This window comes from Duganella aceris (assembly GCF_011090165.1).
Taxonomy (GTDB): domain Bacteria; phylum Pseudomonadota; class Gammaproteobacteria; order Burkholderiales; family Burkholderiaceae_D; genus Rugamonas; species Rugamonas aceris.
Genome location: NZ_JAADJT010000005.1, coordinates 384,940 through 411,529 on the forward strand (window position 1 = coordinate 384,940; position 26,590 = coordinate 411,529).

Genomic DNA, 26,590 nt, shown 5'->3' on the forward strand with positions numbered 1-26,590 from the left:
GTGTCGTGGTCATAGCGAATGCACCACGCGCGCGATTTCCTCCGGCGTGGTGTCGCCGTTGAAGGCGCGCGCCATGCCGTCGCTGTACAGGTCGTGGTGGCCGCTGCGCGCCACGTGGGCGGTCATGTCCTCCTTGCTGGCGCCGGCGACGATCATGCGTTGCAGGTCGGGGCCCACCTCCAGCAGTTCATAGATGCCCATGCGTCCCTTGTAGCCGGAGTCGTAGCAGGCGGCGCAGCCGCGACCGCGCGTCAGGCGCAAGTCGCCGCTGCCGGTCCAGCGGTAGGCGGCGGCCGCCCCGGGTTCGGCCAGGTAGCTGGTCTTGCACGCCTGGCAGACGCGGCGCACCAGGCGCTGCGCCATCACGCCCACCAGCGCCGACGACAGCAGGTAGGGCTCGACGCCCATCTCCACCAGCCGCGATACCGCGCCCAGCGTGTCGTTGGTGTGCAGCGTGGTCAGCACCAGGTGGCCGGTCAGCGCCGCCTGCACCGCGATCTCGGCGGTCTGGCGGTCGCGGATCTCGCCGACCATGATGATGTCCGGGTCCTGCCGCAGCACGTGCTTGAGAATTTTTGGGAAGGTCAGGCCGATGGCGTCGTTGACCTGGTTCTGGTTGATGATGTCGAGCTGGTATTCGACCGGGTCCTCGATCGTGACGATGTTCTTTTCGATGCTCTTCAGGTGGCTGATGGCGGCGTACAGGCTGGTGGTCTTGCCGCTGCCGGTGGGACCGGTGACCAGGATCAGGCCGTGGCTGCGGCCCAGCAGGCGCTTGAAGCCGGCCACCGCGCCGGCGTTCAGGCCCAGTTTGTCGACGTCGAGGATGGACTGGTTCTTGTCCAACACCCGCAGCACCACCTTCTCGCCGTAGATGCCGGGCAGGGAGCTGAAACGCAGGTCGACCGTGCGGCCCTGGGTGGCGACCTGGATCCGGCCGTCCTGCGGCAGGCGGCGTTCGGCGATGTCGAGGTTGGCCATCACCTTCAGCCGCGAGACGATGGCCGGATGCTGGTCCACCTTGGGTGCCATGATCTCGTACAGGATGCCGTCGATGCGCAGGCGGATCCGGGCGCGGTTGCGCGAGATCTCGATGTGGATGTCGCTGGCGCTGTCGTGGATGGCGCGCTGGATCACCGCGTTGACCATGTTGATGATCGGGCTGGCGCCGGCCATCTCGTCGATCTGGGTGTAGTCGTCGGGGATCTGGTCGTCCAGCAGTTCCAGGTCGTTGGCCTCGCTGTGCACGAAGTCCGGCATGGCGCCGCCGTAGACGTCGTCGCGCAGGCGGCGGATCTCGCCCGGCAGGGCCAGCACCACGCGGATCTTGCAGCCGGTGCGGGCCTTGATTTCATCGATGCTGTGGATGGCCTGCGGTTCGCCGGTGACCAGGGTCAGCGTGTTCTGCACCAGGAACAGCGGCAGCACGTTGAGCCGGCGCGCGACGTCGCGTTCCAGCAGCGCGGCGGCGGCCGGGTCGTACAGGCCGGCGCGCAGCGCGACATAATGCAGGCCCAGCTGCTCGGCCAGGCATTGGTACAGCGCGCCTTCGGCCACCCACTTCTTTTCCACCATGATCAGGCCCATGCGCTTGCCGGTCTGCTCCTGCAGCGCGGCCGCCTCGGCCACGTGGGCCGCCGTGGCGGCGCCGCGCGCCACCAGGATGTCGCCCAGCTTGCCGCCGACGACGGACTCCGGCCTGGCCGGCTTGGCCGGCGCGTCATACAGCGCGATCTCGTTGGCCAGGCCGGTCACCGCCAGGATCTCCAGCAGCAGCGGGTTAGGATAGGCGAGGCGCAGCCAGCCGCCCAGCGCCGCCAGCCGGGTCGCGCTCAGCGCCATCAGCTCCAACGCGCGGCCGGACAGCAGCGGCACCTTGGACAGGTCCAGCACCAGCGCGATCTGGTGCGCGGCGATGCTGGACGCGATCGCCTCCTCCAGCGCGGCGACGGCTTCGGCCGCCACCAGCGCCATCGTCGGCGCCAGATACGTCATGGCGCCGATGCGGCTGCGCATCACCTCCTGCGAACTCATGCGGGCAGTGCTTCCGGACGGGTGGCGTCGCGCTGGATGTGGAAGCGGGCGATCCATTCCGGCTCGGCCAGGCAGACCCGCTCGAACACGGCGATGATGGCCGGGTCGAGCTGGCTGCCGGCGCAGCGGGCGATCTCGGCCAGCGCCACCTCGTGGCTGCGGCCGGCGCGGTAGGCGCGCGAGCTGGTGATCGAGTCGTAGGTGTCGGCCACCGCGATGATGCGCGCGTTGTGCGGGATGTCGTGGCCGGCCAGGCCGTGCGGATAGCCGCTGCCGTCGAACTTTTCCTGGTGGTGGCGCGCGCCCGGCACGGCGCCTTGCAGGCGGTCGATATGGCGCAGGATTTCGTAGCTGCGTTCCGGATGCACCATGATGAAGGTGAATTCGTCGCGCGTCAGGCGGCCCGGCTTGCACAGCACCGCGTCGGGGATGCCGATCTTGCCGACGTCGTGCAGCAGCGAGCCCCAGAACAGGTTGTCCAGCTCGCGCGGCGGCAGGTGCATGGCGCGGCCGATCTCCATCGCGATGTGGTGCACCCGCTCCGAGTGGCCGCGCGTGTACGGATCCTTGGCCTCGACCGCTTCGATCAGCGCGGCCGCCATCTGCGCGTTGAACTTGCTGGTTTCGGTCAGCATCGAATGCATGCGCGACATGCTCGACAGGTGGTTGGCCAGCACTTCGCCCAGCTTGCGGTCGCTGTTGCTGAAGTCCGGCTTGGTGGCGTGATTCAGCAGCACCAGCACCGCCACCACCGATTTGCCCTGGAACACCGGGCAGCACAGGATCTTGAACGGCATGTCGGTGAAGATGTAGGCGCGGCGCGGATCGGACGCCTCGTTCATGATGATCGGCTGGCGCGACGAATGGGCGAAGCGGTACAGGTCGCCGCGCATCTCGACCAGCACCAGGTCCAGGTTGTGGATCGGCGCGCTCAAATTGGTGGCCGACACGCACAGGCCGTCGTCCGGGCGGACGAAGGCGGCGACGTCGGCGTCCATGTGCTCGGCCCAGTTCTGCAGCAGGCCGGCGAAGATGTCGGCGCCGTCCGGCATGTCGCGCACCTGGCGGTCGATGGCGTAGACCAGGTGCAGTTCCTCGTAGCGCTCGGACAGTTCGCCGGCCATGGTGTTGAGTTCGCTCAGCAGCTTGCATTCGTCGGCGATGGCGGCGGCCACGTCCTCCAGCGTTTCGGCCAGCGCGTCCCAGCCGAACGGCGCCGAGGCCGCGTCGCCGCCGGTGTCGGCGGCCAGCACGGCGACGTAGCCGAGCGGGCCGGTCTTGCCGTGCAGCGGCTGGTAGAGCAGGGTGGCGCCGTCGCGGTCGAGGCGCTGCATGCCGTCGCCGCTGCAGGGCCAGGCGTACGCTTCCGCTTGCAGCGCGGCCAGCAGCGTCGCCAGCGGACCGGCGGGGGCGCTGCTCCAGCATGGCGCGCCGGCGGCGTCGCACACCGCCATGTCGTCGCCCAGGCTGGTGGTGCGCTGGACCCAGCGCCGGTATTTGGCGCAGTCGATTTCCTGCAGTGGATTATGCGACATTGGTGGCCTCGGAGTTGGACAGCGTGGCGAAATGGCGCGCCAGGCGCGCCACCAGCTGGCGCGGGCTGAGCGGCTTTTCCAGGAATTCGGTGTCGGCCAGTTCGCGCGCCCAGGCGCGCTCCGACAGCGCCGTCATCGAGGTCATGACCAGGATCGGGAAGCGGTGCTGCGGATAGCGCGCGCGCGCCTCGTGGCACAGGGCGCGGCCGTCCATGCCGGCCATCTGGATGTCGGTCACCATCACGTCGGGCACGCGCGCCTCCATCAGGCGCAACGCTTCGTGGCCGTCGTTGGCGGTGGTGACCAGATAGCCTTCGCGTTCCAGCATCAGGCGCAGGATGCGGATCACATGCGGTTCGTCGTCGACGATCATCACATTGCGTTGCTTCATAAATTGGTCATTCCTTCCAGCATCGCCGGCATTTTTTTCAGGTGGATCGAGAATGCGCTGCCCCGGCCGGGCGAGCTTTCCAGCGTGATGCGGCCGTGGTGCAGTTCGATGATTTGTCCGGCCAGGTACAGTCCGAGGCCGTGGCCGCCGCGTCCGCTGGCGTCGTCGTCCTTGGCGCGGTAGAACTTCTCGAAGACCTGGGCCTGGTCGGCCGGCGCGATGCCGATGCCGCTGTCGCGCACGGTGATGACGACTTCGTGCTCGCCTTCCTGCGCGCTGAGCACCACGGTGCCGCCTTCGATGTTGTACTTGACCGCGTTGGTCAGCAGGTTGTTGAGCGCGACGCGGAACATGTCCTTGTCGATCGCCACCGCCGCCAGTTCGCGCGGCAGGTTGAGCTGCATGTCGATCGCTTTCATCTGCGCGCGCGGCAGCGCCTGGTCGTAGGCGTCGCGCAGCAGGTCGTCGAGGCGCACCCGGTTGCGTTCCGGGTTCATGCTGCCGGTTTCAAGCTTGCTGACGTTGAGCAGGTTGTTGACCAGCGAGTTCATGCGCTCGACTTCGTCCTGGATCACGTTCAGCGCTTCGACCCGCAGTTCCCTGGCGTCGGGACCGGTGTCCTGCAGCACTTCGGTGTACATGGCGATGACGTTCAGCGGCGACTTCAGTTCGTGCGAGACGTGGGCGACGAAATCGCTGCCGGCCTGGCGCGTCAGGTGTTCGCGGGTGGCGTCGCGCACCACGATCAGGGTGCCGAAGGCCATCAGGCCGAGGCCGCCCGTCAGCGGCTGGGCGGTGGCGCGCAGCCGTTTGCCGGGCAGGCGCGCGGGCGCGAATTCGACCGTGCTCTGGCGCGCGCGCTCGCCGCCGTCGCCGCGATAGCCGTTCAGCAGGGCGGACAACTCGGCGTCCTGGCACCATGCCGCGACCGGCTCGGACAACACCTGATCCATGCGCACGCCCAGCAGCGGTTCGATCTTGCTGCTGGCGAAGGTGACCTCGCCGGACATGTCGAGGATCATCAGGCCGTCCGGCATGCATTGCAACACGGCGCTCATCTTGCTGTTGTTGTACTCGACCAGCCGGCCGTTGGCCGTGGCTTTGGCCTTGTCCTGTTCCAGCGCCGCGATGCGGCCGGCGGTGGTGTCGAGGTGCTGCTGCAAGCCAGCGGCGAACTCGCCGACATCGCCATGGGCGGGGAGCGCGGCGCCGCCGCCGAGGGCCATGCGCTGCAGCTGCTCGTTGATCTTGCGCAGCGGCGCCATTTCGCGCCGCACCAGGAAGATCACCAGCGGCACCAGCAGGAACAGCGCCAGCGTCAGCGAGGCGTAGAACGGCAGGTCGCCGAGCGCGAGCGCGTGGCGCGGTTCGAAGAAGGCGACCCGCACGTAGCCCTTCAGCACGTCCTGCTCCAGCACCGGTCCGTAGAACTCGCGCACGGCGCGCGCCTGCGCGCGGGCCGGCACGTCGCGCTCGCCGAACAGCGAGGCGCCGCCGCTGGGCAGCGCCAGTGCGCCGACCAGCACGCCCGGTGCGGTGGTCTCGGCGACGATCGCGCCGTCCAGCGCGGATACGGCGGCGTAGGCGAAATCCGGTGTTTCATGCGAGAGGAACAGGGAACTCAGCACGGTCGAGCGGCCGCTGGCCGGGACCAGCACGCTCATCGGCAGGGCGCTCATGGCGTGCACCACGCCGAGGCCCTGTATCCGCAGCTGGCTTTCGTGCTGGGTGTGTTGGCGCTTGACCAGCATCAGCATGACGAGGGAAATGACGATGAGTGCCGAGATCAGCACGGTCAGGCCGAAGCGGGTGTTTTTCATGAATGCTTTCTGGTTCGCTCGTTGGCCTGACCGCAGGGGTCGCTTGTAGTGGAGGCAACTATATAGTCATAATTTCCATGTGGCAAACTTAATTCCCATTAATTTGTAGGCTTGTAGGACGGGTCTTACAAAGTGCGCAAAATCCGATGTTTTTTGGATTCAATGGTGCTATTTGTATATGCTCTAGACTGCAATCTTGCGAAAACGAGAAGGATTATTCATGCAGAGATCATCGGCCGTTCCGGCCACCGTGGTGGCGCTGGCCATGCTGGTATCGATGGCGCGCGCCGACGCGCAGCAACAGGCGCCGACGCCGACGCCGGATTTGCCGTTGTGGGAGCTCGGCCTGTTCGGCGGCGCCGCTTCGACGCCGGCCTATCCCGGCGCCGACGACCGCTCCACGCGCGGGCTGGTGCTGCCGCTGGTGGTTTATCGCGGCAAGGTGCTGCGCGCCGACCGCTCCGGCATCGGCGCGCGCTTGATCAACACCGAACGGGTCGAGCTCGATCTCGGGTTCGCCTTGTCGCTGCCGGCGCGTTCGGACGATGTGGCGGCGCGCGCCGGCATGCCGGACTTGAATTCGCTGCTGGAATTCGGGCCGCGCCTGAAGGTGTTGTTGGCCGAGCCGAGCGCCACCAGCCGCGTGCGGCTGGAGTTGCCGCTGCGGGCGCCGCTGGAACTGAGGAATGGTTTCAAGCGGCAGGGCCTGGTGTTCGAGCCGCGCCTGGTGTTCGAGACCGCCGACCAGGGCGGCAAGTGGCAGGCCGACGCCAACCTCGGCGCGGTGTTCGGCAATGCGCGCCTGAACAGCTATTTCTACGAAGTTGCGCCGCAATACGCGACGGCGGCGCGGCCGGCTTACCAGGCCGGCGGCGGTTTGATGATGACGCGGCTCGGTGCGAGCCTGTCGCGGCGCGTGTCGCCGGATTGGCGGGTGTTCGGTTTCGCGCGCTACGACAACTACAGCCATGCGGCCAACAGCGATAGTCCGTTGATGCGGCGAAACAGCGGGCTGTCGGTCGGCGCCGGCTTCACCTGGACCGCCTACCGTTCGGCGGCGCGGGCCTGGAATTAACAGCTACCAATCGCGGCGCACGCGCAGCATCGCGAACGGCTGCGTGCGGGTGACGTTGTGCTCGACGAAGTCGACGCCGCCGGCCAGCCGGTCGCCGGCGTAATGCGTGCGGTCGTAGCTGATGACGCGTCCGGCCAGGTTGTTCAGCTCCAGCGTCACCATCATATTGCTCGCCGGGCGGTAGTTGACGAAGGCGCGCGCCCAGCCGGAGCCGCTGCTGGTGTCGCGCTCGGCCACCTGCCAGCTGTCGTTGCTCCAGCCGTTGTCGACCGAAAAACCCCAGGCCGTGCGCTGGCGCGGCAAATCCTGCGAGAACTCGATGCGCCACGCCAGCGGGTTTTCGCCGGACAGCCGGCGCGTCTCCTGCGTGGTGGGATCGGTCACCGACGAGGAGCGCCAGGTGGTCGACAGCTTGAGCAGTCCCTGCGGCAGCGACCAACCGTCGGTGGGCAAGTTCAGCATGCCGGTGACGCTGTCGGCGCTGGCGTCGCCGATATTGCCGGCGGCGTCGTAGGTGGCGTTCGCGGCGCGGATCGGCATGCGGTCGATGACGTCGCTGATGTGCGACTGCGTGTAGCTCAACACCGCCGCGCCCCGTTCCCAGAAGCGGTATTCGAGCGCGCCTTCGCATAGCCAGGTCTTGGCCGGGACGAGGTCGGCGTAGCCGGCGCGCAGCGATTTGTCGGCGCCGCCGAAGTACGCGGCGGCTTCGCCGAAGTTCAGCTGGCTGACTTCGCGCTCCATGCGCAGGCGCAGTTGCAGCGCCGGCGTCGGCGACAACGCCAGCCGCAGCCTGGGCTTGGGATAGACGTAGGCCCTGGCCTGCGGCTGGTCGGCGCCGATGCTCAGGCTGGAATGTTCGATCTTCAGGCCGGCTTCGGCGCTGAGCGCGCTGTCGACCTGCCAGGCCGACGACAGCTGGCCTTCGACGCGCTCTTCCTGCACCCAGGCGCTGCCCAACGGCGACGCGGCGGCGCCGGCGTTGGCTTGATAGGTATTGCTGTTGTCGTTGGTGTTGACCGCGCGCTCGAAACCGCCGCGTATCACCACGCCTTCCAGCGCTTGCCAGGTCAGCTGGCCGGCGAGAATGTGCTCGCTGGCGGTGGTGTTCGCCAGCGAATGCGAGGTGTTGCCGCCTGAAGCCGAGGTCGATTCGGCGGCCACGTCGGCGCTGCGATACAGCGCCCGCAGGTCGATGCTGGCCCCTGGCGCCAGGTCGCGGGTGTAGGCGAGGCCTTGTTCCATGGTGCGTCCGGCGTTGTCGTTGCTGTTCAGCGAGCGGGTATCGCTGTCGAAGCGCGCCTGCGACTGGTAGGTCCACGGGTTGTAGGCGCCGTTCCAGGTCAGCTGGCCGTCCAGCACATCCTGCCCGTAGTTCAGCTTGACCGTCTTGTTCTCGTTGATGCCGGAGCCTTCGATCGCCGTTTCGGCGGCGGGCGTGGCGCTGGCGTACACGGTGGTCCGGTGGCCTTGTCCCTGCGACGTGTCCGGCGACCGGGTCCAGCCCAGTGTCAGGTTGATGTTCTTGTCCTGGCGCTTCAGGCTGTAGTTGCCGGTCAGCGAAGGCTGCATGCCGCCGTCCGGCATGATGGAACTGGAGGCGGTGGCGCTGGCGGAGACCAGGTCCATCTCCTTGATCAGCACGTTCGCCACGGTGGGATAGCCTTGCATGTCGATGCCGCCGGCGCCGCCGTTGATCACATCGATGCGCTCGATCGCCGCCGCCGGGATGCGGCCCAGCACGTCGCCGAGCGAGTCGGTCTTGGAGGTGGGGCGCTTGCCGTTCATGAGCACGTTACCGGCCACGCCGCGCGAGGCGTTGCCGCCGTCGAAGACGAAGCCGGGCAGCCGGCTCACCATGTCCATCGCTGTCGCGGCCTGGAATTGCGTGAAGTAGTCCGGACTGTACGACTGGGGCTGCGCGCCGTCGGCCGCACCCGCCGCGCGCGCGGCGGCGAGCATACAGGCCAGCAGCAGGAGTGGTGATTGTCTCATTTCAACATTGTGCAATGAACACCATCACTTCGCAATTGCGAAATTCACCAATCCGGGATGAATTGCGCGGAATGGCTGCGCATTCATTCCTCAGACGTATAAGTCAAATGCCGTGCCGCCTCTCACTCTCTCGCAAGCGGGCGCCTATACTTGATTTCAGACGGTCGGCAACGGAAACAAATCTTCGAGGCGACTGAATTCATATCGTAAATAGCATATCTACTGGAGAGTTAACATGATTGACGAAAACGGCCCACACTATTTCGTAGCGTTTCAAACCCCTGGCCCTAAATGGGTGCAAGGCGTGCAATACAACGAGCAGCCGGAGTTCATGGACCATGTCGGCTACATGCTGAAAATGCAGGAGCAGGGTCTGACCGTGCTCAGCGGCCCGTTCATGAAGAAGGCCGGCGGCTTGAACGGCGTGCTGGCCGACGGCGGCATGACGATCTTCAAGGCGGCCGATCTGGCCGAGGCGATCAAGATCGGCTCGGACGATCCGACCGTGAAGTCCGGCATGCTGAACGTTGAAGTGAAGATGATGTGGGTGCCGTTCCACCTGTAATTGTTGCCGCAGGCTAGCCCGTCGCGGCTAGCCTCGCCGCGCGGCGCTTGCGACGGGCATTTCGTCCCGCGCTTTTTTTTCGCGCTACCTCATTGCCGTGCGCCGCGCGCGGCGCCGGTTGGCGCTCCGCCGGCCGGGGAGCTGCGCTTGTGAGCCGTGACGGCGGCTGCTCGGCCGGCTGTTTGCGCTTGTCCTGCGGCGTGGTCGGTGAGGATGGCGCCGGTTGCGCGGCTGGCGATGGCTGGCCGTCCTTGTCGGCCGCGCCTGTCATCAGGCGCGCTATCGCGGCCTTCCGCGCCGAGCGGCAGACATCGGCCAGCAGCCATTCGGTGCTTCCTGGGAGGCGCAGCCACACCGCTTTCCATGCATTGCGGTTGCCGCAGCCGAACAAATTGGCAAAGCACGATGGCGAGATCGCGTGCTCGCCGTATTTGATTTCCGTACCCGCCACCACGGCGAAGTACTGCTTGCGGTCGAAGCTCGCGCGCAGCCTTGTCCCTTCGGGCAGAAACACTTCCTTCCATTGATAGCCGGATTCGGACGGCGCCACCGCTTGCTCCTGCGCGGCCGGCGCGGGATTCATGTAGTTGCGGAGCGCTTCGCAGACGAAGGGCGCCATGCTGAACGTATCATTCCAATGAAGGCCGGTGAATTTCCCGAATTCCACCAGCAAATTATCGCCGTTTAGTTCCCCAAATAGTGGCCACTCTGATGAAATATCGGCGGTTATCGCAAGGCAGAATCGGATCGCAGGTTTTAGAAAAACCCGAAAAAAAAGAGACCCCGGCACGTGGGTGCCGGGGTGGTCGCCTACACGTTGTAGCCGCCGTCGGCGTCGATGATGGTGCCGGTGATGTAGGACGCGGCGGGGCTGGCCAGGAACAGGATCGGGGCGATCACTTCCTCCAGGCGGGCGAAGCGCTTGATGCACAGATTCTGCAGCATCGGCGCGATGGCGTCGCGCATGTGGGCGTTGATGTCGGTCTCCATGAAGCCGGCGTGCACCACGTTGACGGTGATGCCCCGGTCGGCCAGGTCGCGCGCCGCGCCGCGCGCATAGCCGTCGATGGCGGCCTTGATCGACGCCATGTCCGACATGCCCGGCGCGCCCGGCCGCACGCCCAGATTGGATCCGACGAACACGAAGCGTCCGCCATCGCCCATCACCTTCGACGCCGCGCGCACGATGGCGCGGAAGCCGCCGTTCGCCACCGCCCAATAATGCTCGAACACCGCCTCGTCGCGCTGCGCATCGTCGGCCGTGCCGAAGCGATCAATGGAGGCGCTGTTGACCACGATGTCCAGCCGTCCGAAGCGCCCGATGATGGATTCGATCAACTGCGGCGCCTTGCCGGCATCAGCCTGATCGGCCTGAACCGACAGGCCGCGCACCCCAAGCTGTTCAATCCGCGCCACCACGGCGGCCGCCTTCGGGATCGAGTCGGAGGAGACAAAGGTGAACGCCACATCAGCGCCCTGTTCGGCCAGCGCCAGCGCGGTGGCGGCGCCGAGGCCACGCGCGCCGCCGGTCACCAGTGCGACCTTGCCGCTTAACGGCTTGTGCGCCGCGCTCATTGCGCGCCGCCGGGCGGCGCCAGCAAGGCCGCCATGCGCACCTCGACCTCGTCGCGGGTGCGCGCCCAGGCCGGCACTTCATCCAGCAAACGCTGGTGCCAGGCCATCACGTTGGGGAATTCGGCGTAGGGCGGATGGGTGCGTGTCAAGTGGGTGAAGGTGGCGGCCAGGTCGAAATCGGCCAGCGAGACCTTGTTGCCGATCACGTAGCGACGGTCTTCCAGGTGCGCATCCAGGATCGCGGCGAACTTGCGGATCGACGCCTCGGCGTCGGCGATGACGCGCGGGTCCTGCGCCACGCCCATCACCACCTTGGCGATGCGCTCGCCGAACAAAGCCGGCGGGCCCTGGCGCCAATGCTCGGCGGCCCAGAACATCCACTGCAGCGTCAGCGCGCGTTCGGCGCCGGGCGGCAGCAGGTCGGAACCGAATTTCTCGGCCAGGTGCAGATTGATCGCCGACGCTTCCCACAGCACCACGTCGCCGTCTACCAGCACCGGAATCATGCCGTTCGGGTTCAGCGCGAGGAAGGCCGGCGTGCGGTTGTCGCCCTTGAACAGGTCGATCAGTTCGAAGTCGAATTCGACGCCAATGTGGTACAGCGCCGCGAATACGCGACGGGTGCTGCCGGAGCCAGGATCACCATAGAGTTTCATTACTTTATTCCTTTCAATGTGAAGAAGGGCAGTATGGTTTATTCCCGGATGAAAGGGTATGATCGGGACTGGCATATCTTTTATTCGTGATGGGAATATATGTGGATCTGATCAGCGCCATGAGATCGTTTGTCCGCGTCTACGAGAGCGGTTCGTTCAGCGTGGCCGCGACCCATTTGGCGCTGGGGCAACCTGCGGTGTCCAAGTCCATCGCCCAGCTGGAGGAGAAGCTGGCGACCAAGCTGTTCCTTCGCTCGACGCGCGGCTTGACGCCGACCGACGCCGCGCGCACCTTTTATGAGCATGCGGTGCGGACGCTGGACGAGGCCGAGCTGGCGCTGAAGGCGGTGCGCGGCGAGCCCGCCTCGTTGACCGGCAGGCTGCGCGTCAGCGGCACCATCACCTTCGTGCGCCGGCATATTATTCCGCGCTTGCCGGGCTTTCTTGACAAGCATCCGGGGCTGGATATCGACCTGCTGCTCGACGACGGCAACGTCGGGCTGATCGAGGAGGGCGCCGAAGTCGCGCTGCGGATGGGCAAGCTGCCCAGCTCGAATCTGGTGGCGCGCCGCATCGGCCAGTGCCGCCGCGTGGTGGTCGCGAAGCCCGACTATTTCGCGCGGCACGGCACGCCGCGACAACCTGAAGACCTGGGCGACCATGCCGCCATCGTGCTGTCGCGCGGCGAGGGCGGCGAGCAGATGGCGTTCATCAAGGACGGCGTCGCGCGCGAGATCGGGCTCAAGCCGAGGTTGCGCATCAGCGCATTGGAGGGCGTGCGGTCGGCCGTGTTGGCCGGGCTCGGCGTGGCGGTGGCCAGCGAATGGATCTTCACCGAGGAACTCGATGACGGGCGGGTGGTCGAAGCGCTGACCGATTGGGAACTGCCGCGCCTCGACCTGTGGGCGGTGCTGCCCGGCGGACGGCACGCCGGGCCGAAGGCGCGCGCCTTCATCGCCTTTGTCGAAGAACAGTTGGCGAAGACGCGCTATGGCATCGGCGCAGCTCAGTAGCCGCGCCGCTCCGCCACGTCGAGCAGCACCTTGCCGCCGGCCAGCGTATGGGCGATGGCTTCGGCCACTTCGGACAGGCGATAGGTGCGCGCCACCGGGGTGTGCAGCCGGCCGGCCGCCACCATCCGCGCCGCTTCGCGCAGCAGCGCCGGGACCCTGGCGCGGAACTGGGGACGGTTCTGATAGAAGAAATAGCTGCTGACCGATTTGTACATCAGCTGCATCAGGTCGCCGGGCGCGGTCTTGTGGCCGCCCATGTTGGCGTAGCCGACGATGGCGGCGCCGGGCGAGAGGAATTCCAGCAGCCGCGCGGTGGCCGCGCCGGAGACGCCGTCCAGAGCCAGGCGCACCTTGCCGTCGCCGACCAGCGCGGCGGCCTTGGCGGCGGCGCCGGGTTCATCGACCAGCACGATGTCGCCACCGGCCGCCTGCAATTCCTGCACCAGTTCCGCGCGCCGCACCAGGTTGATCGAGCGCAGGCCGCGCGCCTTGGCCAGCGCGATCGCGGCGCGGCCGACGCCGGAGTTCGCGGCGTTCTGCACGATCCAGTCGCCCGCTTGCAGGTCGACGTATTCGCTCAGCATCAGGCCGGCGGTCAGCGGATTAATGCGGATCATCGACAACTGCTGCGGATCGGCGTCCGGCGGCAGCGCGAACAATCCTTCGGCCTCCAGCAGCATGCGTTCGCGCCAGGTGCCGCTGTACAGCGGCGGCGTGACCAGGTCGCCGAGCTTGACGTGATGGACGCCGGCGCCGAGCGCGATGACGCGGCCGACCGCCTCGTTGCCCAGCACCGCCGGCAGTTCCGGGTGATAGGGGAACTTGCCGCCCATGACCAGCAGGTCGTTGTGGTTGACCGGCGCGTACAGCACCTCGATCAACACCTGGCCGACGGCCGGCGCCGCCGGTTCGGGTATCTCGACGTAGGCGGGGACCACGCTGGGATCGCCGAAGGCTGGGAGATGGACTGCGCGCATGTGAGGCTCCTGTGAGTGTTGGTTGGGTTACAGGAGCCAAGATAGCGCCGCGCGGCCTGCGCCACTAGACGCGGCGGGCACATTTCAATTATGTCTGCTGGACATGAGTGCCGCGCCAGCCTGCGCGATTGTGCATCGCCATGCACAAAGCATCCCGCCGCAGCCGGTTTATCCGGGCGCCGATGTGGCCTAGCATCGCTCCCTCCCTCATCACACAGCAGGAAAATTCATGGACTCCACAAAACCTCAAGACATCGCCTCCACCTCGCGCCGCCATCTGCTGCAACTGGGCGCGCTCGCTTCAGCCTTGCTCGCGGCGCCGACACTGGCCGGCGCCGCCAGCAGCGCGGCGCAGGTCAAACCGGAAGGCGACGCCATCGTGCCGTTCAAGATCCGGGTGCCGCAGGCGGCGATCGACGACCTGAAGCTGCGCCTGCGCCGTACGCGCTGGCCGGAACAGGCGACCCAGGCCGGCTGGGTGCAAGGCGTACCGCTGGCGGCGGCGCAGTCGCTGATCGCCGAATGGCGCGACAGCTACGATTGGCGCGTTTTCGAGCGCCGCGTCAATCAGCACCCGCAATTCCTCACCAGGATCGACGGGCTGGACTTCCACTTCATCCACGTCAAGTCCAAACACCCGGAGGCGCTGCCGCTGTTGCTGACGCACGGCTGGCCCGGCTCCTTCGCCGAGTTCCTGGAGTTGATCGGCCCGCTGACCGATCCGACCGCCCACGGCGGCCGCGCCGAGGACGCCTTCCACGTGGTGATTCCTTCCTTGCCGGGCTTCGGCTTCTCCGGCAAGCCCAGCGGCGCCGGCTGGACCGCCGAGCGCACCGCGCGCGCCTGGGCCGTGTTGATGCAGCGGCTGAACTACGGCAAATGGGTGGCGCAGGGCGGCGACTGGGGCGCCACCGTCACCACCCGCCTGGGCATCCAGCAACCGCCCGGCCTGGCCGCCGTCCATTTGAACTGGCAATTCGTATTCCCCGACAAGCTGCCGGAAAAGCTCAGCGCGGAGGAACAGCGCGCGGTGGACGGCGCCACCCGTTTCACCGGCGACGGCTTCGGCTACTTCCAGATGCAGGTTACGCGACCGCAGACGGTCGGCTACCTGGTGTCCGATTCGCCGATGGCGCAGGCGATGTTCATCTACGAGAAGTTCCACACCTGGACCGACAACCACGGCAAGCCGGAGGATGCGCTCGGCCGCACCGCCATGCTGGACGATATCTCGCTGTACTGGTTCACCGACAGCGGCGCGTCGTCGGCGCGCTTCTACCGCGAGAACCAGGGCGAATCGGTGGGCCAGGGACAGATCCACATCCCGGTCGCGGTCAGCATCTTCCCGCACGAGATCTTCCGCGCGCCCAGGAACTGGGTGCAGGCCAAGTACACCAAGCTGATATACTTCAACGAGCTGGACAAGGGCGGTCACTTCGCCGCCTGGGAACAGCCGGCCTTGTTCGCGCAGGAATTGCGCAAAGGTTTCGCACAGGTGCGCTAGGCACTTCAACCCGTCACCGGAGGCATCGGCTGCATGGACCGGTTCACAGCGATCAGGGTGTTTTGCCGCGTGGTGGAGCTGAAAAGCTTCACCAAGGCGGCCGATTCACTGGACATGCCCAAGACCACCGTCAGCAAGATGATCGCCGACCTGGAGGGTACGCTGCGCGCCAAGCTGCTCAGCCGCACCACCCGCAGCGTGGTGGCGACCGCCGAAGGCGCGGCGTATTACGCCCAGACCTCGCGCTGGCTGCGCGAGCTGGACGACATCGACAGCGCCTTCGAGGCCGACCATGTCAACCTGCGCGGCCGGGTGCAGGTCGACCTCAGTGGCTGGGTCGCCAGCGCGGTGGTGATTCCGCGCCTGCCGGCGTTTCACGCGCGCCATCCCGGTATCAAGATCGAACTCAATATCAGCGACCAACCGACGCATCTGCTGCGCGCCAACTCCGATTGCGCGGTGCGCGGCGGCGCGCTGGCCGACACCGCCATGGTGGGCCGGTTGATCGGGCAGTCGCGCTTGGTGACGGCTGCGGCGCCGTCCTACCTGGCTTTGCACGGCACGCCCGCCGACCCGCAGCAGCTGGAACAGGGCCACTACCTGATCAGCTACCAGTTCGCCAGCAGCGGGCGGCCGATGCCGTTCCGCTTTCACGCGCCTGACCGGGACATCGAGATCGCCGGCGCCTGGCAGGTCAGCGTCAACGAGAGCAACGCCCACCTCGCGGCCGGGCTGGCCGGCATGGGCGTGCTCAACAGCTTTGAATGGAAGTTGCGCCCTTACGTCGACGATGGCCGCCTGGTTCCCATCCTGGCGGACTGGCAGGCGGGCGTCTACCCCTTCTACATCGTCTATCCGCCGAACCGTTACCGCAACCAGCGGGTCCGGGTGGTGATCGACTGGCTCAGCGAAGTCTTCGCCGGCCTCGACGAGGTCGCCATCGCGCTTTGATCGATTGTGCATACGCTTGGACAAAGCATGCGGGTTCAGCCCATTTATCCGCGGCTGGCTGGCCGCTACAGTGTCTCCCAGGCGTCATCCGACGCACCATCAACCTCAAAGGGAGCATCAACATGGCACAGCATATCTTTTCACTCGAAGGCAAAATCGCATTGGTCACAGGCGCCTCGCGCGGCATCGGCGCGGCGGTCGCCAGGCAACTGGCGGAACTGGGCGCGACCGTGGCGATCAGCTATACCGCCAGCGCCGACAAGGCACAGCAAGTTGTCGACGCCATCGTGGCGGCGGGCGGAAAAGCCGCCGCGTTCCAGGCCGATCAGGCGGACGAGGCGCAGGTGGCCAAACTGATCGACGGCGTCGCCGCGAAGTTCGGCAAGCTCGACATCCTGGTCAACAACGCCGGCGTGTTCGAGACCGGCTCCATCATCGACAGCGTCGACACCAGCCGTTTCGACCGCCAGATCGCGATCAACTACGGCGGCGTGGTGGCCGGCATCCGCGCCGCGTCGCGCATCATGGGCGAGGGCGGCCGCATCGTGTCGATGTCGTCCGGCCTGGCGGCACTGGCCGGTGGTCCCGGCATGGCCGACTACATCGCCACCAAGAGCGCGGTCGAAGGCTACACCAAGGGCGCCGCGCGCGAACTGGGTCCGCGCGGCATCACCGTCAACGTGATCCGCGTCGGCTCGGTCAACACCGACATGAATCCGGAGGACGGCCCGTTCTCGGCGTGGCAGAAAGGCGCCAACGCGCTGGGCCGCTTCGCCCGCGCCGATGAGATCGCGGCATTGGCGGCCTTCCTGGTCAGCCCGGCCGCCAGCTTCGTCAACGGCGCCGTGCTCAGCGCCGACGCCGGCTACAGCGCATAACAGCGCACAGCCCCGGCCCGGCGGCCATGGCTGGGAGGTTGCGGTTACAATCGCCGTTCCCGTCCCGCCGGAGTTGCCATGCACGATTACCTGTTCGCCCTGAAGCTGTTTGTCCGCGTCGCCCGCACCGGCAATTTTTCGGCGGCCGGGCGCGAGCTGAACCTGACGCAGCCATCGGTGTCGCGCATGATCTCCAGCCTGGAGCAGGAAGTCGGCACGCAACTGCTGACCCGCACCACGCGCGCGGTGGCGCTGACCGAGGCCGGGGCGGATTTCCTGGCGCGGGTCGAAGGCATCCTCGGCGCGCTGGAGGAAGCGGAGCAGGCGGCGCGCGGCACCGGCGAATTGCGCGGCGTGCTGCGGCTGGGCGTGACCACCAGCTTCGCGCTGCGCGTCGTCGTGCCGCTGCTGCCCGGGTTCGCCGAGCTGCATCCGGCGCTGCACGTGGAGCTGCTGATGAACGACCAGCGCCAGAACCTGATCGCCGACGGCGTCGACGTCGCGGTGCGCTACGGCCCGCTGAGCGATTCGACCGCGATGGCGCGCCGGCTCGGCGCCACGCAGCGGCTGCTGGTGGCGGCGCCGTCGTACGTGGCGCGGATGGGCGCGCCGGTCACGCCGAAGGACTTGCATAAATACCGCATGATCAGCACCCGCATCGGACCGGGCAGTTCGTGGACCTTCAGCAAGGACGGTGAAACGGTGCAAGTGAAGATCGGCGAACAACTGATCACCAGTGTCAACGAAGTTTCGACCGCCGCCGTGGTCGCCGGCCTGGGGATCGCGTCGCTGAGCCTGTCGGGCTGCCTACAAGAACTGCGCGACGGCACGCTGCTGCGTCTGCTGCCGGACTGGGACATGGGCGCGATCGAAGTCAACGCCGTCTTCTCCGCCGGCCGCGCCGCCAAGCCCTCGGCGAAAGCCTTCGTCGAATACATCCGGCCGAGGTTGCAGGAGTACGGAATCTCCTGAGCGGCCTCTTGCGGAGCTATCGCCGCGCGCGCTTAGCATCTACTATGAAGACATGCGAGCTTTAGTCGCCATCGGCGACTTGCTGCCAGTCGCCCGACTGGTTAAGCCCGGAACAGCGGGCCGTCTTTTTGGGAGATCGTATTATGTTTTCCGCACAACAAAGCATGCACGCATCCGGCGTGCCGCATGAGGAACTGGTGCCGTCGCGTTACGCGCTGCAGGTCGGCGATATCGATGTGCTGCTGGTCAGCGACGGCGTGTTGCCGCTGCCGACGAGAACGCTGGCCACCAACGCCGATCCGGCCGAGCTGGCGACCTGGCTGGAGCATATGGGCATGCCGCCCGAGGCCTTCGACTGGTCGCTGAACGTGATGGTGGCCCGCAGCGGCGACCGGACCATCCTGGTGGACGCCGGCCTCGGCGGCGAGTTCCCCGGCTTCCCGCGCGCCGGCCGCTTCCCGATGCGGCTGCAGGCCGCCGGCATCGACCTGGCGTCGGTGACCGACGTGGTGATCACCCACCTGCATATGGACCACGTCGGCGGCCTGCTGGTCGAGGGCATCAAGGAACAGCTGCGTCCCGATCTGCGCATCCACCTGTGCGCCGAAGAGGTCAGGTTCTGGGCGTCGCCCGACTTCAGCCACACCTCGATGCCGACGGCGGTGCCGGACGTGCTGCGCTCGACCGCGACGCACTTCATGAACGAGTACCGCGACCATCTGCAACTGTTCGACGACAAATGCGAGATCGCGCCGGGCGTGACCGCGCGCCGCACCGGCGGCCACTCGCCGGGACACTGCGTGGTCGACCTGGTCTCGCGCGGCGAACGGCTGACCTTTGTCGGCGACGCCGTGTTCCCGGCCGGCTTCGACCACCCCGACTGGCACAACGGTTTCGAACACGATCCGGAAGAATCGGTCGGCGTCCGCGTCGCCCTGTTCCGCGAACTGGCGCAGAACGGCGCACTGATGGCCGCCTCGCACCTGTCGTTCCCCTCGGTCGGCCGGGTGGCGGTCGACGGCAAGGGCTTCCGCTGGATGCCGATGTTGTGGGATTACTGAACGCCCGCCACGCCTGCCGAGGCGCCATGCTCGCGCACCTGTTCCGAGCGGATCAGTTCGACCAGCTCGCGCGCATAGCCCGGCAGGCTGTCGAGGTTCTGCACCACCACGCTGCGCTCGCGCACCGCCCACGGGTCGGTCAGCTCGACCAGCGCCAGCTTCATTGACTTGCTGTGCCGCGCCGCCGCCGACTGCGGCAGGATGCCAATGCCGACGTTGGCCTCGACCATGCGGCACATGGCGTCGAAGCCGCGCACCTGGATGCGCAGTTCCAGCCGCACGCCGGTGTCGAGCACCATCTTGTTGAGGAAGTGCTGCAGGGTGCTGCCCTCGTGCAGGCCGATGTGCGGATAGGCCAGCGTCTCGGCGAAGCTGATGCTGCCGGCCTTGGCCAGCGGATGATCGAGCGCGGTCGCCAGCAGCAGGCGGTCGGTGGAGAAGTTGATGATCTCCAGGCCCTGGCCCTGCACCGGCCCGGCGGCGACGCCGATGTCGGCCGTGCCGTCCTGCACGCCGCGCACGATGTCGTGGTTCAGCCTTTCCTCCAGCGCCACGTTGACGTGCGGATGCGCCTTCAGGAACGCGCCCAGCACCTGCGGCATGAACTCGGTCACCGCCGTGGTGTTGGCGAAGATGCGGATATGGCCGCGGATGCCATTGTTATATTGCTGCATGTCGCTGCGCAGCCGCTCGACCTGCTGCATGAATTGCTGCGCGTGGCTGAGCAGCGTCTCGCCGGCCGGCGACAGCAGCACCCCCTTGCTTTCGCGGTACAGCAAACGCATGCCGAAGCGCGACTCCAGTTCCTTGACCCGGTTGCTGGCCGCCGCCAGCGACAGGTGCATCCGCTCGGCGGCCTTGGTCAGGCTTTTCAGTTCGGCGACGAAGATGAACAGGCGCAGGTCGGTCAGGTCGAACAACATCGGAGTCCCTTGTTTTATTTCTGAATAAACGCATTCTACCGGCATGGCGCGGCGCCACCCTACACGGAAATCATACCCCCCCTTCCAAAAATGCCGATTGTGGCATCCAAGCGTGTGGATGACACTGTCCGGACTTTAACCATCCGGCGCCGTCACCATGATTTCAGATGCCTTTGATACTTCGTTGCTGCAACAGTGGGTGGGCAAGACCGAGACCGCGCGCGCGCGCGTCGCCGCCCATGCCGCCGACGCGCTGGCCGCCACGCTGGACCGCGCCGCGACCTTCGACAGCGGCGCCGCGCTGCCGCCGCTGTGGCACTGGATGTACTTCTGGGCCGTCGCCCCGCAGGCCGAGCTGGGGCCGGACGGCCATCCGCAGCGCGGCGGCTTCCTGCCGCCGGTGCCGCTGCCGCGCCGCATGTGGGCCGGCGGGCGGCTGAGCTTCAACGCGCCGCTGCCGGTCGGCGCCGACGCCACCCGCACCTCGACCATCCTCAGCGTCAACGCCAAGCGCGGCGCCAGCGGCAACCTGGCCTTCGTCACTGTCGGCCACGAGATCGGCCACGACGGCCAAGCGTGCATCAGCGAGGAACACGACATCGTCTACCGCGAGATGCCGCAGGCCGGCGGCGTGCCGCCGCCACCGAAGCCGGCGCCGCAGGACGCGGCCTGGAGCCGGCTCATCACGCCGGATCCGGTGCTGCTGTTCCGCTACTCGGCGCTGACCTTCAACGGCCACCGCATCCACTACGACCGCGAGTACGTGACCAAGGTCGAAGGCTATCCCGGCCTGATCGTGCACGGCCCGCTGATCGCCACGCTGCTGGCCGATCTGCTGCGCCGCAATATGCCGGACGCGGTGATGCGCAGCTTCAACTTCCGCGCCGTCGGCTCGCTGTTCGACGCCGAACCGTTCACCGTCTGCGGCCGGCCCGACGCCGACGGCCGCACCGTCCACCTGTGGGCGCAGAACCAGCGCGCCGAGCTGGCGATGCAGGCCGAGGTCACGCTGGCCTGAGCTTCAATCCTTCACACACAATAAAGAGACAAGCATGACCGACCAAAATTCCTATGAAGACATCCGCGACGCCGTGCGCGCTCTGTGCGCCGAGTTCCCCGCCGAATACTTCCGCAAGATCGACGAGGAGCGCGGCTATCCCGCCAAGTTCGTCGATGCGCTGACGCAGGCCGGCTGGCTGGCTGCGCTGATTCCGCAAGAGTATGGCGGCTCCGGCCTGGGCCTGACCGAAGCCTCGGTCATCATGGAAGAGATCAACCGCGCCGGCGGCAATTCCGGCGCCTGCCACGGCCAGATGTACAACATGGGCACGGTGCTGCGCCACGGCTCGGAAGCGCAGAAGCAACTGTACCTGCCGCAGATCGCCAGCGGCGCGCTGCGGTTGCAATCGATGGCCGTCACTGAACCGACCACCGGCACCGACACCACCAAGATCACCACCACCGCCGTGCGCAAGGGCGACCGCTACGTGGTCAACGGGCAGAAAGTGTGGATCTCGCGCGTCCAGCACTCCGACCTGATGATCCTGCTGGCGCGCACCACACCGCTGGCCGAGGTCACCAAGAAATCCGAGGGTATGTCGATTTTCATCGTCGACCTGCGCGAGGCCATCGGCAAAGGCCTGACGGTGCAGCCCATCCTCAACATGGTCAACCACGAGACCAACGAACTGTTTTTCGAGAACCTGGAAATCCCGGTCGAGAACCTGATCGGCGAGGAGGGCAAGGGTTTCAAGTACATCCTCGACGGCCTGAACGCCGAGCGCACGCTGATCGCCGCCGAGTGCATCGGCGACGGCTACTGGTTCATCGACAAGGTCACCAAGTACGTCAACGAGCGGGTGGTGTTCGGCCGCCCGATCGGCCAGAACCAGGGCGTGCAGTTCCCGATCGCCAAGGCCTACGTCAACCTGGAGGCGGCCAACCTGATGCGCTACAAGGCCTGCGAGCTGTTCGACGCGCACCAGCCCTGCGGCACCCAGGCCAACATGGCCAAGATGCTGGCCGCCGACGCATCCTGGGAAGCGGCCAATGCCTGCCTGCAATTCCACGGCGGCTTCGGCTTCGCCTGCGAATACGACGTCGAGCGCAAGTTCCGCGAGACGCGGCTGTATCAGGTGGCGCCGATCTCCACCAACCTGATCCTGTCCTACGTCGCCGAGCACGTGCTTGGCATGCCACGTTCATTCTGAGGAGGCCGGCATGCGACCATTGGACGGCATCACCGTTGTCACCCTGGAACACGCGATCGCCGCGCCGTTCTGCACCCGCCAGCTGGCCGACCTGGGCGCGCGCGTCATCAAGGTCGAGCGGCCCGGCGTCGGCGATTTCGCCCGCGCCTACGACAAGCGCGCGCGCGGCATGGCGTCGCACTTCATCTGGACCAACCGCTCAAAAGAAAGCCTGACGTTGGATGTCAAGCACGACGAGGCGAGCGCAATCCTCGACAAGCTGCTCGACGGCGCCGACGTGCTGGTGCAAAACCTGGCGCCGGGCGCGGCCGCGCGGCTCGGCTTGTCATATACGGTGCTGCGCGAACGCTATCCGCGCCTGATCGTCTGCGACATTTCCGGCTACGGCGCCGACGGCCCGTACCGCGACAAGAAAGCCTACGACCTGCTGATCCAGAGCGAGGCGGGCTTCCTGTCGGTCACCGGCAGCCCGGACGAACCGGCCAAGGCCGGCTGCTCGATCTCGGACATCGCGGCCGGCATGTATGCCTACACCAATATCCTGGCGGCGCTGATCCAGCGCGGCCGCAGCGGCAAGGGCAGCCACATCGACGTCTCCATGCTGGAGAGCATGGTCGAGTGGATGAGCTTCCCGCTGTACTACGCCATCGACGGCGCCGAGCCGCCGCCGCGCGCCGGCGCCGCCCACGCTACCATCTATCCGTACGGCCCGTTCCCGGCCGGCGACGGCAAGGTGGTCATGCTGGGCTTGCAGAACGAGCGCGAGTGGGAGGTTTTCTGCGCCAAGGTGCTGGGCAAGCCGGAGTTGGCCAAGGATCCGCGCTTCGATTCGAATTCGACCCGCACCGTGGCGCGCGCCGAGCTGCGCGCCATCATTGTCGCCGAGTTCGCGGGGCTGAGCGCCGAGCAGGTCATCGCGCGGCTGGATCAGGCGCAGATCGCCAACGCGCATCTGAACGATATGCACGATCTGTGGAATCACCCGCAGCTGAAGGCGCGCGAACGCTGGGTCGAGATCGACACGCCGGCCGGCGCCATGCCGGCGCTGCTGCCGCCCGGCGTGCCGGACACCTACACGCCGCGCATGGACGCCGTGCCCGCGCTGGGCCAGCACACCGACGCGATCCTCGCCGAACTGGGCTACGGCGGCGACGCCATCGCCGCGCTGCGCGAACAGCGCGCGGTGTAGTAAATAATAAACAGGAGACCACGATATGACCCACGACCATCCGAGCGCCGCGCTGGCCACTTTCGCCGCTGAATTGCGCTTCGAAGACATCCCGGCGCCGGTGTTGCGCCGCACCGAGGACTTGCTGCTGGACTGGATCGGCTCGGCGCTGGCAGGCAAGAGCGGGCGGCCGGTGCGCACCATCGAGTGGTATGCGCGGCAGATGGGGCCGCAGGAGGGCGCGTGCGAGGTGCTGGTCTCGCGGCGCGGCACCAGTCCGATGTTCGCGGCCATGGTCAATGCCGCGTCGTCGCACTTCGCCGAGCAGGACGATGTGCATAACGGTTCGGTGTTTCATCCGGCAGCGGTGGTGTTTCCGGTGGTGCTGGCGATCGCGCAATCGATCGGCGCCAGCGGCAAGGATTTGCTGAGCGCGACGGTGGCCGGTTACGAGGTCGGCATCCGCGTCGGCGAGTTCCTCGGGCGATCGCATTACCGGATCTTCCACACCACCGGCACCGCCGGCACGGTGGCCGCCGCTGCCGCTGCCGGGCATCTGCTGAAGTTGTCGCCGGAGCGGATGTTGCATGCGTTCGGCTCTGCCGGGACGCAGGCCGCCGGCCTATGGGAATTCCTGCGCGACGCGGCCGATTCCAAGCAGTTGCACACCGCCAAGGCGGCGGCCGACGGGCTGATGTCGGCCTATCTGGCGAACGAAGGCTTCACCGGCGCGCGCCATATTCTGGAAGGGCCGCAAGGCATGGCGGCCGGCATGTCCAGCGACGCCGATCCGGCCAAGCTGACCGACCGGCTGGGCGAGCGGTGGGCCTTGGCCGAGACGTCGTTCAAGTTCCATTCCTCGTGCCGGCATACGCATCCGGCGGCCGATGCGCTGTTGAAGGTTGTGACCGAGCAGAAGTTGCGGCCGGAGGAGATCGCGCGCGTTGTCACCCATGTTCACCAGGGCGCGATCGATGTGCTGGGGCCGGTGGTTAATCCGCAGACGGTGCACCAGGCCAAGTTCTCGATGGGCACGGTGTTGGGCTTGATCGCGCAGTTCGGCACGGCGGGGCTGAAGGAATTCGAAGGTTCGTACAACGATGGCCGCGTCGCCCAGTTTCGCGGCAAGGTGGAGATGGTGCTCGACGACGAGGTCAACACCGCCTATCCGGCACGTTGGATCGGCAAGGTGACGGTGGAAACCGTCGACGGCCGCACCTTCAGCGGCCGCGTCGACGAGCCGAAGGGCGATCCCGGCAACACCCTCTCGCGCGACGAGCTGGAGCAGAAAGCCCTGCGCCTGGCCCAGTTCGGCGACGCCGCCAGTGAAGCAGAGATGCTGGCGCTGTTCCCGCGCATCTGGAACATCGCCGAGCTGCCGGTCGTCGGCAAGCTGCTAGGATGACCGCGATGAGCGCCGTCGCCCGATCCTACCTTTTCGTGCCGGGCAACCGGCCGGAGCGCTTCGACAAAGCCCATGCGGCCGGCGCCGACGCCGTCATCGTCGATCTGGAAGACGCGGTGCCAGCCGCCGACAAGTCCAAGGCCCGGCAGGCGCTGGGGGCCTGGCTCTCGGCGGACCACCCGGTCTACATCCGCATCAACGCCGCCGACAGCGCCTGGTTCGCCGCCGACCTGGCCCTGTGCGGCCACCCCGGCGTGGCCGGCATCGTCCTGCCCAAAGCCGAGCGCGAACAAGACCTGGCCGCGCTGGCCGACGCCGGCGCGCCATCCATCCTGCCGCTGATTGAAAGCGCCCAAGGCCTGTGGAACGCCGTCGCGCTGGCGCGCGCGCCCAAAGTCCTGCGCCTGATCTTCGGCGCCATCGACTTCAGCCTCGACGCCGGCATCACCGAAAGCCGCGAAGCCTTGCTCTACACCCGCTCGCAACTGGTGCAGGTATCGCGCGTCGCCGGCCTGCAAGCCCCCGTCGACGGCGTGACCACCGCCCTGGACGAAGCCGGCGCCGCGCTGGTCCGCGACGACGCCAGACACGCGCGCGGCCTCGGCTTCGGCGGCAAGCTGTGCATCCACCCCCGGCAAGTGCCCTTGGTCAACACCGCCTGGGCGCCCAGCAAGGAAGAAATGGCCTGGGCGCTGCGCGTCGAGGCCGCCGCCAAAGCATCCGGCGGCGCCGCCGTCGCCCTCGACGGCAAGATGATCGACCTGCCGGTGATCCTGATCGCCCGGCAAATGATGGCCGAAGCCGCCCGCAGAGGCTTGGCCTGAGCAAGCAACCAGCACACCACTAAAAAACACAGCCAACGGAGACAAGCATGAAAACCAAACACCTGAAAATCCTGGTCCTGGCCGCCGCCTTCGCCTGCGGCGGCGCGTTCGCCCAAAACCCCATCGTCATCAAGTTCAGCCACGTGGTCGCCAACGACACGCCGAAAGGCAAGGGCGCCCAGCGCTTCAAGGAGCTGGCGGAGAAAGCCACCAACGGCCGCGTCAAAGTCGAGCTGTACCCGAACAGCCAGCTCTACAAGGACAAGGAAGAACTGGAAGCGCTGCAACTGGGCGCGGTGCAGATGCTGGCGCCATCGCTGGCCAAGTTCGGCCCGCTCGGCGTCAAGGAATTCGAAGTATTCGACCTGCCGTTCATCTTCCCCGACAAGGCCGCGCTGTACCGCGTCACCGAAGGCCCGGTCGGCAAAGAGCTGATGGCCAGGCTGGAGCCGAAAGGCATCAAGGGCCTGGCCTACTGGGACAACGGCTTCAAGGAGATGACCGCCAACAAGCCGCTGCGCGCCGTGTCCGATTTCAAGGGCCTGAAGATGCGCATCCAGTCGTCCAAGGTGCTGGACGCGCAGATGCGCGCGCTGGGCGCCAACCCGCAGGTGCTGGCGTTCTCCGAGGTCTACCAGTCGCTGCAGACCGGCGTGGTGGACGGCGTCGAGAACACGCCCTCCAACCTGTACACGCAGAAGATGCATGAAGTGCAGAAGCACCTGACGGTCTCCGACCACGGCTACATCGGCTACGCCGTCATCGTCAACAAGAAGTTCTGGGACAGCCTGCCGCCGGACGTGCGCGGCCAGCTGGAAGGCGCGATGAAGGAAGCCACCAAGTACTCCAACCAGATCGCGCAGGAGGAGAACGACCAGGCGATGGAAGGCATCCGCAAGGCCGGCAAGACCACCATCTACACGCTGACGCCGGCCGAGAAAGAACAATGGCGCGCGGCGCTGCTGCCGGTACGCAAGGAAATGGCGGCACGACTCGGCAAGGACACCATCGCCGCGATCGAGAAAGCCACGGCCGTGCCGGTCGCCGCAAAATAAGCC

General features: G+C 66.8%; 24 protein-coding genes. 14 read left to right on the top strand and 10 right to left on the bottom strand.

Translation table 11 applies throughout. The features are described from left to right. Positions 1–9: 9 nt before the first annotated feature. Genes GW587_RS13465 through GW587_RS13480 form a run of 4 tightly spaced genes read right to left on the bottom strand, consistent with a single transcriptional unit; the run spans position 10 to position 5,780 of the window. Positions 10–2,034: an ATPase, T2SS/T4P/T4SS family gene (locus GW587_RS13465; RefSeq protein ID WP_166103557.1), complete on the bottom strand. Its 2,025-nt coding sequence runs from the start codon at positions 2,032–2,034 to the stop codon at positions 10–12. Further along, the gene (locus tag GW587_RS13470) at positions 2,031–3,569 is read right to left on the bottom strand and encodes an HD domain-containing phosphohydrolase (RefSeq protein WP_166103561.1); all 1,539 of its coding nucleotides are present in this window, start codon (positions 3,567–3,569) and stop codon (positions 2,031–2,033) included. Before GW587_RS13470 ends, GW587_RS13465 begins: the two co-directional genes overlap by 4 nt. Then, positions 3,559–3,960 carry a response regulator gene (locus GW587_RS13475; protein ID WP_166103563.1) on the bottom strand — a complete coding sequence of 134 codons (402 nt, stop codon included), beginning with the start codon at positions 3,958–3,960 and terminating at the stop codon, positions 3,559–3,561. The genes GW587_RS13470 and GW587_RS13475 overlap by 11 nt, the downstream gene beginning before the upstream one ends. Beyond that, complete coding sequence (locus tag GW587_RS13480; protein WP_166103566.1) at positions 3,957–5,780, bottom strand: sensor histidine kinase; 1,824 nt, start codon at positions 5,778–5,780, stop codon at positions 3,957–3,959. The genes GW587_RS13475 and GW587_RS13480 overlap by 4 nt, the downstream gene beginning before the upstream one ends. A gap of 220 nt (positions 5,781–6,000) precedes the next feature. Between GW587_RS13480 and GW587_RS13485 the strand changes: the two genes are divergently transcribed. Continuing rightward, positions 6,001–6,855 (top strand): MipA/OmpV family protein, encoded by an 855-nt coding sequence (locus GW587_RS13485; protein ID WP_166103569.1) that lies wholly within the window; start codon positions 6,001–6,003, stop codon positions 6,853–6,855. A 3-nt stretch (positions 6,856–6,858) separates the two neighbouring features. Here GW587_RS13485 and GW587_RS13490 read toward each other — a convergent pair whose 3' ends face one another. Further along, positions 6,859–8,850, bottom strand: coding sequence for a TonB-dependent receptor plug domain-containing protein (locus tag GW587_RS13490; RefSeq protein ID WP_166103572.1), 1,992 nt, complete (start codon positions 8,848–8,850; stop codon positions 6,859–6,861). Positions 8,851–9,085: 235 nt separating this feature from the next. On the opposite strand from GW587_RS13490, the gene GW587_RS13495 reads away from it, so the two are divergent. Continuing rightward, positions 9,086–9,415 carry a YciI family protein gene (locus tag GW587_RS13495; RefSeq protein WP_166103575.1) on the top strand — a complete coding sequence of 110 codons (330 nt, stop codon included), beginning with the start codon at positions 9,086–9,088 and terminating at the stop codon, positions 9,413–9,415. A gap of 13 nt (positions 9,416–9,428) precedes the next feature. Here the strand turns inward: GW587_RS13495 and GW587_RS13500 are convergent, their stop codons facing one another. From GW587_RS13500 to GW587_RS13510, 3 genes are all read right to left on the bottom strand, one after another. After that, on the bottom strand, positions 9,429–10,082 hold the full coding sequence (locus GW587_RS13500) for a hypothetical protein (RefSeq protein ID WP_371875591.1): 654 nt from the start codon (positions 10,080–10,082) through the stop codon (positions 9,429–9,431). 143 nt (positions 10,083–10,225) lie between these two features. Then, entirely contained in the window at positions 10,226–10,990 is a 765-nt protein-coding gene (locus tag GW587_RS13505; RefSeq protein WP_166103578.1) for an SDR family NAD(P)-dependent oxidoreductase, read from the bottom strand. After that, on the bottom strand, positions 10,987–11,646 hold the full coding sequence (locus GW587_RS13510) for a glutathione S-transferase family protein (protein WP_166103581.1): 660 nt from the start codon (positions 11,644–11,646) through the stop codon (positions 10,987–10,989). The genes GW587_RS13505 and GW587_RS13510 overlap by 4 nt, the downstream gene beginning before the upstream one ends. 119 nt (positions 11,647–11,765) lie before the next feature. Between GW587_RS13510 and GW587_RS13515 the strand changes: the two genes are divergently transcribed. Further along, a complete protein-coding gene (locus GW587_RS13515) occupies positions 11,766–12,659 on the top strand; it encodes a LysR family transcriptional regulator (protein ID WP_229259433.1) in 894 nt (297 codons plus the stop codon). On the opposite strand, the gene GW587_RS13520 is transcribed toward GW587_RS13515, so the two are convergent. Then, positions 12,653–13,636, bottom strand: coding sequence for a zinc-dependent alcohol dehydrogenase family protein (locus tag GW587_RS13520; RefSeq protein WP_166103586.1), 984 nt, complete (start codon positions 13,634–13,636; stop codon positions 12,653–12,655). The genes GW587_RS13515 and GW587_RS13520 overlap by 7 nt on opposite strands. Before the next feature lie 229 nt (positions 13,637–13,865). On the opposite strand from GW587_RS13520, the gene GW587_RS13525 reads away from it, so the two are divergent. The 5 genes from GW587_RS13525 (at position 13,866) to GW587_RS13545 (ending at position 19,002) form a co-directional block, all read left to right on the top strand. Next, a complete protein-coding gene (locus tag GW587_RS13525) occupies positions 13,866–15,140 on the top strand; it encodes an epoxide hydrolase family protein (RefSeq protein ID WP_166103589.1) in 1,275 nt (424 codons plus the stop codon). Positions 15,141–15,173: 33 nt separating this feature from the next. Further along, positions 15,174–16,091: a LysR family transcriptional regulator gene (locus tag GW587_RS13530; protein ID WP_166103593.1), complete on the top strand. Its 918-nt coding sequence runs from the start codon at positions 15,174–15,176 to the stop codon at positions 16,089–16,091. 122 nt (positions 16,092–16,213) lie between these two features. Then, positions 16,214–16,969, top strand: a complete 756-nt coding sequence (locus GW587_RS13535; RefSeq protein WP_166103595.1) for an SDR family NAD(P)-dependent oxidoreductase — start codon at positions 16,214–16,216, stop codon at positions 16,967–16,969. A 78-nt stretch (positions 16,970–17,047) separates the two neighbouring features. After that, positions 17,048–17,941: a LysR family transcriptional regulator gene (locus GW587_RS13540; RefSeq protein WP_166103598.1), complete on the top strand. Its 894-nt coding sequence runs from the start codon at positions 17,048–17,050 to the stop codon at positions 17,939–17,941. A 143-nt stretch (positions 17,942–18,084) separates the two neighbouring features. Then, the gene (locus tag GW587_RS13545) at positions 18,085–19,002 is read left to right on the top strand and encodes an MBL fold metallo-hydrolase (RefSeq protein WP_166103601.1); all 918 of its coding nucleotides are present in this window, start codon (positions 18,085–18,087) and stop codon (positions 19,000–19,002) included. Here the strand turns inward: GW587_RS13545 and GW587_RS13550 are convergent. After that, the gene (locus tag GW587_RS13550; protein ID WP_166103605.1) at positions 18,996–19,925 is read right to left on the bottom strand and encodes a LysR family transcriptional regulator; all 930 of its coding nucleotides are present in this window, start codon (positions 19,923–19,925) and stop codon (positions 18,996–18,998) included. The genes GW587_RS13545 and GW587_RS13550 overlap by 7 nt on opposite strands. Positions 19,926–20,082: 157 nt before the next feature. Between GW587_RS13550 and GW587_RS13555 the strand changes: the two genes are divergently transcribed. From GW587_RS13555 to GW587_RS13580, 6 genes are read left to right on the top strand one after another with little or no spacing between them, the layout of a single operon-like run. After that, entirely contained in the window at positions 20,083–20,943 is an 861-nt protein-coding gene (locus GW587_RS13555) for an HTD2 family dehydratase (RefSeq protein ID WP_166103608.1), read from the top strand. A gap of 34 nt (positions 20,944–20,977) precedes the next feature. Then, positions 20,978–22,135, top strand: coding sequence for an acyl-CoA dehydrogenase family protein (locus tag GW587_RS13560; protein ID WP_166103610.1), 1,158 nt, complete (start codon positions 20,978–20,980; stop codon positions 22,133–22,135). Between the two features lie 10 nt (positions 22,136–22,145). Beyond that, complete coding sequence (locus tag GW587_RS13565; protein WP_166103614.1) at positions 22,146–23,324, top strand: CaiB/BaiF CoA transferase family protein; 1,179 nt, start codon at positions 22,146–22,148, stop codon at positions 23,322–23,324. 25 nt (positions 23,325–23,349) lie between these two features. Beyond that, complete coding sequence (locus tag GW587_RS13570) at positions 23,350–24,708, top strand: MmgE/PrpD family protein (protein ID WP_166103617.1); 1,359 nt, start codon at positions 23,350–23,352, stop codon at positions 24,706–24,708. Next, a complete protein-coding gene (locus GW587_RS13575) occupies positions 24,705–25,532 on the top strand; it encodes an HpcH/HpaI aldolase/citrate lyase family protein (protein ID WP_371875588.1) in 828 nt (275 codons plus the stop codon). Before GW587_RS13570 ends, GW587_RS13575 begins: the two co-directional genes overlap by 4 nt. Before the next feature lie 47 nt (positions 25,533–25,579). After that, positions 25,580–26,587: a TRAP transporter substrate-binding protein gene (locus GW587_RS13580; RefSeq protein WP_166103622.1), complete on the top strand. Its 1,008-nt coding sequence runs from the start codon at positions 25,580–25,582 to the stop codon at positions 26,585–26,587. Positions 26,588–26,590: the final 3 nt, after the last annotated feature.

Excerpts from the sequence above, each read along its gene's own strand:
- GW587_RS13555 (WP_166103608.1), top strand. The coding sequence starts at position 20,083 with ATGATTTCAGATGCCTTTGATACTTCGTTGCTGCAACAGTGGGTGGGC.
- GW587_RS13520 (WP_166103586.1), bottom strand. The coding sequence starts at position 13,636 with ATGCGCGCAGTCCATCTCCCAGCCTTCGGCGATCCCAGCGTGGTCCCC.
- GW587_RS13470 (WP_166103561.1), bottom strand. The coding sequence starts at position 3,569 with ATGTCGCATAATCCACTGCAGGAAATCGACTGCGCCAAATACCGGCGC.
- GW587_RS13525 (WP_166103589.1), top strand. The coding sequence starts at position 13,866 with ATGGACTCCACAAAACCTCAAGACATCGCCTCCACCTCGCGCCGCCAT.
- GW587_RS13465 (WP_166103557.1), bottom strand. The coding sequence starts at position 2,034 with ATGAGTTCGCAGGAGGTGATGCGCAGCCGCATCGGCGCCATGACGTAT.
- GW587_RS13530 (WP_166103593.1), top strand. The coding sequence starts at position 15,174 with ATGGACCGGTTCACAGCGATCAGGGTGTTTTGCCGCGTGGTGGAGCTG.
- GW587_RS13565 (WP_166103614.1), top strand. The coding sequence starts at position 22,146 with ATGCGACCATTGGACGGCATCACCGTTGTCACCCTGGAACACGCGATC.
- GW587_RS13485 (WP_166103569.1), top strand. The coding sequence starts at position 6,001 with ATGCAGAGATCATCGGCCGTTCCGGCCACCGTGGTGGCGCTGGCCATG.
- GW587_RS13550 (WP_166103605.1), bottom strand. The coding sequence starts at position 19,925 with ATGTTGTTCGACCTGACCGACCTGCGCCTGTTCATCTTCGTCGCCGAA.
- GW587_RS13505 (WP_166103578.1), bottom strand. The coding sequence starts at position 10,990 with ATGAGCGCGGCGCACAAGCCGTTAAGCGGCAAGGTCGCACTGGTGACC.
- GW587_RS13490 (WP_166103572.1), bottom strand. The coding sequence starts at position 8,850 with ATGAGACAATCACCACTCCTGCTGCTGGCCTGTATGCTCGCCGCCGCG.
- GW587_RS13545 (WP_166103601.1), top strand. The coding sequence starts at position 18,085 with ATGTTTTCCGCACAACAAAGCATGCACGCATCCGGCGTGCCGCATGAG.
- GW587_RS13570 (WP_166103617.1), top strand. The coding sequence starts at position 23,350 with ATGACCCACGACCATCCGAGCGCCGCGCTGGCCACTTTCGCCGCTGAA.
- GW587_RS13515 (WP_229259433.1), top strand. The coding sequence starts at position 11,766 with ATGAGATCGTTTGTCCGCGTCTACGAGAGCGGTTCGTTCAGCGTGGCC.
- GW587_RS13540 (WP_166103598.1), top strand. The coding sequence starts at position 17,048 with ATGCACGATTACCTGTTCGCCCTGAAGCTGTTTGTCCGCGTCGCCCGC.
- GW587_RS13495 (WP_166103575.1), top strand. The coding sequence starts at position 9,086 with ATGATTGACGAAAACGGCCCACACTATTTCGTAGCGTTTCAAACCCCT.
- GW587_RS13580 (WP_166103622.1), top strand. The coding sequence starts at position 25,580 with ATGAAAACCAAACACCTGAAAATCCTGGTCCTGGCCGCCGCCTTCGCC.
- GW587_RS13560 (WP_166103610.1), top strand. The coding sequence starts at position 20,978 with ATGACCGACCAAAATTCCTATGAAGACATCCGCGACGCCGTGCGCGCT.
- GW587_RS13510 (WP_166103581.1), bottom strand. The coding sequence starts at position 11,646 with ATGAAACTCTATGGTGATCCTGGCTCCGGCAGCACCCGTCGCGTATTC.
- GW587_RS13575 (WP_371875588.1), top strand. The coding sequence starts at position 24,705 with ATGACCGCGATGAGCGCCGTCGCCCGATCCTACCTTTTCGTGCCGGGC.
- GW587_RS13480 (WP_166103566.1), bottom strand. The coding sequence starts at position 5,780 with ATGAAAAACACCCGCTTCGGCCTGACCGTGCTGATCTCGGCACTCATC.
- GW587_RS13475 (WP_166103563.1), bottom strand. The coding sequence starts at position 3,960 with ATGAAGCAACGCAATGTGATGATCGTCGACGACGAACCGCATGTGATC.
- GW587_RS13535 (WP_166103595.1), top strand. The coding sequence starts at position 16,214 with ATGGCACAGCATATCTTTTCACTCGAAGGCAAAATCGCATTGGTCACA.